Raw genomic sequence first — 6,231 nt, 5'->3', positions numbered from 1 at the left:
CGCTACAATAAGACCAAGCCTATCCCTCCGGCTCGCTCCTGCCAATGCCGGATGTTCGGGAAGATGTGCGGCGCCAAGGCGAAAACTCTCGGTTGATTAAGAGATCCCGCCCGACGGACACGCTCGCCCGCCACAGTATCCCTTCGCCCGTCCTGGAGGCATGACGCGCGGCTGGGGGAGGGCACCCTGTCTGGCCGAAGACAACTGCCGGGCGTCCTTGCTGGTCGCTGCCCAGCCGAACGCCAATCGACGGTCGCCCCGATCGCGCTAACGAGGTATCCAGGATGGGTATGGGCACGACCGTTACGGGCAACGGTCTAGGGCTTAGTAACCTTGTTCGCCAATCGCTCAGCCAGGCAACGCGATCGCGAACGGCGCGAGAAGGCAACGGCAAAGGCCCAGGCGGCGCTTGAAAACGCCGAACGTGAGCATGAAAGAAGGGCAGCGGACTTTCGGGCCGAAGCCCAGGCTATCGAGAAACGCACGCAGGCTGAGGCCGACAGATGGAAAAAGGAAAGAAAGCGGCTGCAAGCCGCGCTGCGGCGGGCGCGGGAGCAGATTGCCTAGGAGCGCTCAATCATCGGAACTTGGAGCTTGCACAAGGGCCTCAATGCCGCTCTTCCAGGCGAACAGCGGTCGGGCCAGCTCGTTTGGCATTCAGTTGTCTTGAAGAGAGCACGAGGCCCGAAGATACAGCGACGCCAGTAAATTCTAGGAACGACAAGGCTGCGCGAGAATTACGCGTATCTTCAACCAAGGAGAACGCTCATGAAATCAGCCCTCGCTGTGGCAACCTTGCTGGTAGTCCTCGGGTCGCCCTCGCTTGCGCAAACAACTGCTCCCACCAACAGCTCACAAATGGATGCAGCATCGAGCAAAAATGACCAGAGCAGCCCGGCGGATACCGCCGGCAATAGCCCCCAGAGTCAGGATGCAGATGCAACTCAGAAGATCCGCCAAGATCTTCAGAAGGCAGGCTTCACCGATGTGAAGGTCGTCGCACGTTCGTTCGTCGTGCAGGCCAAATCGAGCGACGGCAATCCGGTCCTCATGACAATCGGGCCGCATGGGATGTCGGTGTTCGAGGCCATGAGCGGGACAGGGAGCAACTCAGGGACCGTAGGCAAGAGCTCTGGTCCAGCGGGTACGTCTGAATCGAATCCTCCCACGGGCCCAAGCCAGAACTCGGGCTCTTCCAACAGCCAACAGAACGGATCGCAGAAATAGCGCATGCAGCCTGCTGAGGCGGCTGGGCCCTGCGCATGTTGCACGCCCGATCAGCTGATCGTCGGCTCCTTCTTCCGTCAAGGGAGCTGGCGGGTGCGCACGCCGATTTTGAGTGGGCTCCGCCGCGTGAGGCCGCGGCTCTCTGGCGACGCTTTTGCGGGGCTGGCCCCGCTGATCAGTCGATTGAGTGAGAATGGCTGAAAAGCTCAGACCATATGTAGCTTTCGCTGTCGACGCGGCAGGCATTGCTCGGGCTACCTACGAGTTCACCAGCCACGGTGACGAGGAGGCGAAGAAGCGAGCTGAGGGATATCTGGCTATCCACGATATCATAGAACTTTGGACCGACCATCGGCTGGTCATGCGCCTAAAGCAGCCGACCTGAGTGAAGGCCGTTCGATCAGGATAATTTGCAAGGCACGACGCTGTCAATTTGGGGGCAGCATCAGAAAAACCAAAACAGGCAGCCTGATTAGGAACGATTTCAGGTAGGGAAAATTAGGCAATCGTGGATGCGTTTCCGGCCCCCGAGTTGGCGCTCCACATCAGTCCCAGCGTTCCTCCCCAGAACGCTGGGACTTATTCTTTGACAGGGACTAACAAAAATCGGCAGCATGGAGCCATGCAATGCGCCCAGCTGCTCGTATCCACCGAGTTCGGTACGGTGGCGCATGCGGACCCAATTACGCGTGGATTCGCAGGAGGCGCTATTGATCGCGGCGTCTGACGACCAAAGTGTTGACTTCGACCCCAGCGGTTTCCACCGATCTGGGGTCTTTTCTTTGGCGCGCATGCCGTGGCGTTCTGGGGTGGAACCAGAATGCGTATCGTCCATGCTGCGTGTCCGCAGGTCGGGAAAAAGCGGAAGATTCGAGTATAAACTTGATGTGGGTTAATGATGAGCCCTGATCTTAGGGAGCAGGCTGGTTTCCCCTCGAAGAGTGAGGAATGAGCAATGCAGGGAAGCACTCGCATCCAAAGAGAGTTGCAGTTCTGGCTAACCATGCTGCTGAGCCTGTCGCCGCTGTGGGTCGCAGCCGGTCTTTTGCTCTTCCTGAGCCATTGAGGCCCCTGAACAGCCGCCAAACGGTCTTCTTTGTCGGCTCCGCGTCACGATCTTCGAAGCGTCGTCGGACAACGGCCGCTGCAGCCCCTTGGCCTCGTCCCACGGCGCGCGCATCCAGACGTCACGCTCTTCATCGGCCGTCAGGGTCACCGGAATCGCCACCATCGATCAAGGCAGGCTAGTAATTGTGCAACCTCTATCGCTCTTGTTGGCGCGGATGCGCGACCAGCCGATAGGTTCGCGGCTCCTGATGACCAGCGCGACGAAATGACCAGGAAGCTTCCTACTGTGGAGCTGGCGGCAAGCGTGGACAACTGGATCTCGACGCCAGGATACCCTTCGCCCACGCAGCATAAGTTTGCGCCGTTCTCTCTTCCTAGTCCAAAGGGCATTTGGCGACGCGATTTCGCTTGCTGCAAGGCGCGGCTCGCTGAACTCGGCCGCCGCCCCCTGAGGAACGTAAGCCTTTGGGCTCCGTTGAACGTGCATCGCCTTGAAGGAGCCAAGCATGCGCATCTCTCTGTTCATTACGGCTCTGGGGCTTGCAATTGCGGGATTGACAAACGTCACCGTCGCCAATGCACGTGACTATCCTTGGTGCGTGCAGGGAAGGGGTGTCGGATATCCCGGCGACTGCATGTACCAGACACGCGCCCAATGTCTTGCATCGGCAGCCGGCAGGAACGTGACATGCGGGCTTAATCCGCGAGCGGCATTCGGTCAGCAGCGTCGCTATCGAGATCGGTATTGATGTTCCCGTCTCGGCTGATGGGCTGGCTTGAGGTCACCTTCGGCTTCGACTGGCTTGCGAGGTTGATGATAACCCGCCTCGACGTCTCTGCCGCTGAGCGTCGAGAAGCCGCGGTGCAGCTGGAGCGGTGGTCGCAGTCAGGCTCGCCTCGCAGCAAAGGAGGTTGTCATGCCGCGCATTGGCCGAGGAGAGCGCGCCATCCTGGCGGTGCTGATTGGATTGCTTGTGCTGGCCGTCATACTTGCGGTTGCGGGCTGGAATTCCGCAGGCTCAGCCGACATGACCCGCGCCGGTTGGGTGGCGATGGGCTTTGGCATCTTCTTCTCCCTCGTCATTGGTTGTGGCCTCATGGCACTCATGTTCTTCAGCAGCGGGCGCGGATACGATGAAGCGGCGGATCCGTTCCGAGGTCATGAGCTTTCAGAGGAGAAGCCTCCTGAGACGGCCGCCGATGCTCTTCGCAAGCAGACCGACGGGCCACCGATCAAACTGGTCAACCGGAAGAGATGAGCGCGGGGTGAGAACGCGCTGGCCGGTGATGCGACCCGCTTCAATGGGGCACGCGGGCGAGCCTAACTTATGTCAATCGCTGCGACGCTTCGTTCGTTGACGCTGGGAGCCGATCACAGCCGATCGGGGCGCTTACGCATCGCATCCAGCACGGCTTGATCATTGGTAGCGTTGGTAGCCAATTTGACGAGCAAAATTCGGCTCTGGGATCAGACGCCAACCACCGATTGACCACCGAAACCCCGTGAACAAACAGCGATAACGGTGGTCAATCAGGATCAAGCTTCATTGATTTTGTTGATTTTTTCGATCGCTGATTACGTTCGGGACGCAGGGGTCGCAGGTTCGAATCCTGCCACTCCGACCATCTTTCCAAGCACTTATAGTTTCTGTGTTTTTTGTGCGCAACGAGATGCGCATCGATTTGTCGCGCGGCTGCCATGCCGTTCGATTTCGGGCCGCGCGTCCCTGATGTCGGGGAATAGCTGGATCTGGTCGCGATGATTCGACGCCGCTCGGAACCTGAAATCGGACGATCGTTGAGAGCGAGGGAAACGGCCCCGGACGTGATGTTGCGTAGCACGTCACCAAACACCACGAGGCCTCCCTTCAGACTATCGGCCGGTCTTGGCCGACATCAAAGCACGAATACCCCGCGGCGAGTAGTGCTCGCTGTGCCGGCGCAAGTGCCGCCACCGTATCAGGGGTTGCCGACCTCGAAGGCCAGCAGGACGTTGCCGGGCAGGCCGCCCCATTGCGCGTAGCCGGAATTGACGTACAGCATGCCGTCCACGACGATCGGCCCGGGTCCGTCCATGGCGCCGCCATGGCCCGGAACGCCGTTCACCGTGGTGTACTCGCCCGCGGTGTCGATCTCCCAAAGCAGCTTTGCGTCATCGCTTGCATAGGCACGCAAGAAGCCGCTCACGCCGCCCGAGAACACGACGCCGGGAATCGCGGTGACCGCGGCGGAGAGCGCAGGGCTGCACTGGGGGCGATCGCCGCAGGCAACCGGCGCCACCTGCATCGCGATTTTCCCGGTCGCAAGATCGAGGCCGAACAGGCCGCCGCCTTCGCTTGAGTTGAGACGCCTCGAGCCGTCCTTCAGGAACCGCACGTCCGAGTTGGCGACATAGATCCGGTCCTGGTCCGCCGCGGAGCCCCATTCGGTCCCGCCCAACGGGCCACCTTGGCCGATCCGCGTCTGCCAGAGGATCTTGCCCTCATGGTCGGGGTCGAGCGCATGGACCACGCCGGATTTCTGGCCGATGACCAGCGCGCGATGTCCGTCACGCAGGTTCACGAGGATCGGCGATTGACCGAAATCGTGGTCGGGGCCGCGGTCCTGCGGACAATTGCTCTGGTCGGTGCCGAAGCACGCGACGACAAAGCTGTCCTTCGGCGTGGCCTGCTGATGCCAAAGCATTTTGCCGGTCTCGAGATCGAATGCGAGGATGGCGTCGCTGGTGTCGGTTGCCGGATCCGCATAGCTGTTCGACGTCGCGACATAGAGCGCCTTGCGCTGAACGTCGATCGTGGGAGCGGACCAGACCGACGCGCCGGCCGGGCCGAGCAACTGGGTCCCGATCGCGTTCGTCCGTGTCGGATGCGGCGCTTCGGCAATGGTATAGCTCTTCCAGACCTGCGCGCCGGTCTCGGCCTTCAGCGCAACGACGCTGCCGCGAAACGTGCAGCATTGGTAGGTGGGGCGCGACCCAATGGCCTCCTCGATCGACGACACGCCGACATAGACGACGCCGGAATGGAAGACTGGCGCGCCGGTGATCCGGGCGGCCAGATGATCCTCGATCCTGGTCTTCCAGATCAGCGTGCCGGTCGTTGCATTCACGGCGTAGATGTTGGCGAGCAGATCGCCAAAGAAGACGACCGGCTGGCCGTTATCCAACGTGGCGAAATTGATCGCCGCCCGGACCGGCGCCTCGGTCGGAAACACCCAGCGGGTGCATCCGCTCTTGGCGTCGAGGGCGTGGACCTTGCGGTCGCTGCCGCCGACGAACAGCAGGCCGCCGATGACGGTCGGCTGAGCGAACGCGATCGATGCGCCGGGAAACCCGAAGGCCCATTTCAGACGCAGCCGAGAGACCTGGTCCTGCGTGAGACCGGCCATGGCTGCCGGCTGAAACCGGCTGTTGTTGAGATCGGCGCCCCAGCCGTTCCAGCGAGGCCCGTCGATCGGCTGCGGAAAGCCGGTTTCGCCCTGCGCACATTGGCCTGGGTTCTCGGCCGCCGCATGCGAAGCGGCTTTTCCGGTGACGAGGGAGGCGATCGCCGCCCGCTCGTCATTGCTCAGTCCCTGCGCGAAGGATGCCATCGGGCCCGTGGTGATCGCGCCCAGAACCTCATCGAACGACCTTGACTGCAGCGCGGCGCGGCTCGGCGCCCGAATATTCGCGTCGGTACTGTCGTGACACTGCGCGCAGCGTTGCGCGTAGAGGGCGGCGCCGCCTTGCTGCGCTGTCGCAGGCAGGCAAGACCCGATCAAGGCGACGGCAATCGCAGCACTCAGTTTCATCTGGGTTCACCGGCGTTGGCTTCGGTGAGATGAGCGATCGCAGCGTAGCACAACCCTGATGGTTGTCGGCGTGCCCCGCGGAGGCCGTCGGCGCGTATCTGACGGTGCCGGGCTCGCTCGGGCCGCCCTCAATTCCGACGCCTG

Annotated in this window: 7 protein-coding genes; 5 read left to right on the top strand and 2 right to left on the bottom strand. The window is 61.6% G+C overall.

The features are described 5' to 3' along the window. The first annotated feature begins 333 nt into the window (after nucleotides 1-333). The 5 genes from AC628_RS06545 (at nucleotide 334) to AC628_RS06520 (ending at nucleotide 3,554) form a co-directional block, all read left to right on the top strand. Nucleotides 334-567 carry a hypothetical protein gene (locus tag AC628_RS06545; RefSeq protein WP_074125909.1) on the top strand — a complete coding sequence of 78 codons (234 nt, stop codon included), beginning with the start codon at nucleotides 334-336 and terminating at the stop codon, nucleotides 565-567. A gap of 201 nt (nucleotides 568-768) precedes the next feature. Further along, nucleotides 769-1,227 (top strand): hypothetical protein, encoded by a 459-nt coding sequence (locus AC628_RS45155; RefSeq protein ID WP_245321060.1) that lies wholly within the window; start codon nucleotides 769-771, stop codon nucleotides 1,225-1,227. 193 nt (nucleotides 1,228-1,420) lie between these two features. Then, on the top strand, nucleotides 1,421-1,612 hold the full coding sequence (locus AC628_RS06535) for a hypothetical protein (RefSeq protein ID WP_074125908.1): 192 nt from the start codon (nucleotides 1,421-1,423) through the stop codon (nucleotides 1,610-1,612). A gap of 1,189 nt (nucleotides 1,613-2,801) precedes the next feature. After that, nucleotides 2,802-3,044, top strand: a complete 243-nt coding sequence (locus AC628_RS06525) for a DUF3551 domain-containing protein (protein ID WP_074125907.1) — start codon at nucleotides 2,802-2,804, stop codon at nucleotides 3,042-3,044. Between the two features lie 168 nt (nucleotides 3,045-3,212). Next, nucleotides 3,213-3,554 (top strand): hypothetical protein, encoded by a 342-nt coding sequence (locus AC628_RS06520; protein WP_074125906.1) that lies wholly within the window; start codon nucleotides 3,213-3,215, stop codon nucleotides 3,552-3,554. Between the two features lie 268 nt (nucleotides 3,555-3,822). Here AC628_RS06520 and AC628_RS42610 read toward each other — a convergent pair whose 3' ends face one another. Further along, on the bottom strand, nucleotides 3,823-4,149 hold the full coding sequence (locus AC628_RS42610) for a hypothetical protein (protein WP_143201463.1): 327 nt from the start codon (nucleotides 4,147-4,149) through the stop codon (nucleotides 3,823-3,825). A 105-nt stretch (nucleotides 4,150-4,254) separates the two neighbouring features. Beyond that, on the bottom strand, nucleotides 4,255-6,087 hold the full coding sequence (locus AC628_RS06515; RefSeq protein WP_074125905.1) for an outer membrane protein assembly factor BamB family protein: 1,833 nt from the start codon (nucleotides 6,085-6,087) through the stop codon (nucleotides 4,255-4,257). Nucleotides 6,088-6,231: the final 144 nt, after the last annotated feature.

This window comes from Bradyrhizobium sp. NAS96.2, from assembly GCF_001908235.1.
GTDB lineage: Bacteria > Pseudomonadota > Alphaproteobacteria > Rhizobiales > Xanthobacteraceae > Bradyrhizobium.
This window is presented reverse-complemented; position numbering and strand designations above follow the sequence as displayed.

Coding starts and splice junctions, on each gene's coding strand:
- AC628_RS45155 (WP_245321060.1), top strand. CDS start 769: ATGAAATCAGCCCTCGCTGTGGCAACCTTGCTGGTAGTCCTCGGGTCG.
- AC628_RS06535 (WP_074125908.1), top strand. CDS start 1,421: ATGGCTGAAAAGCTCAGACCATATGTAGCTTTCGCTGTCGACGCGGCA.
- AC628_RS06525 (WP_074125907.1), top strand. CDS start 2,802: ATGCGCATCTCTCTGTTCATTACGGCTCTGGGGCTTGCAATTGCGGGA.
- AC628_RS06520 (WP_074125906.1), top strand. CDS start 3,213: ATGCCGCGCATTGGCCGAGGAGAGCGCGCCATCCTGGCGGTGCTGATT.
- AC628_RS06515 (WP_074125905.1), bottom strand. CDS start 6,087: ATGAAACTGAGTGCTGCGATTGCCGTCGCCTTGATCGGGTCTTGCCTG.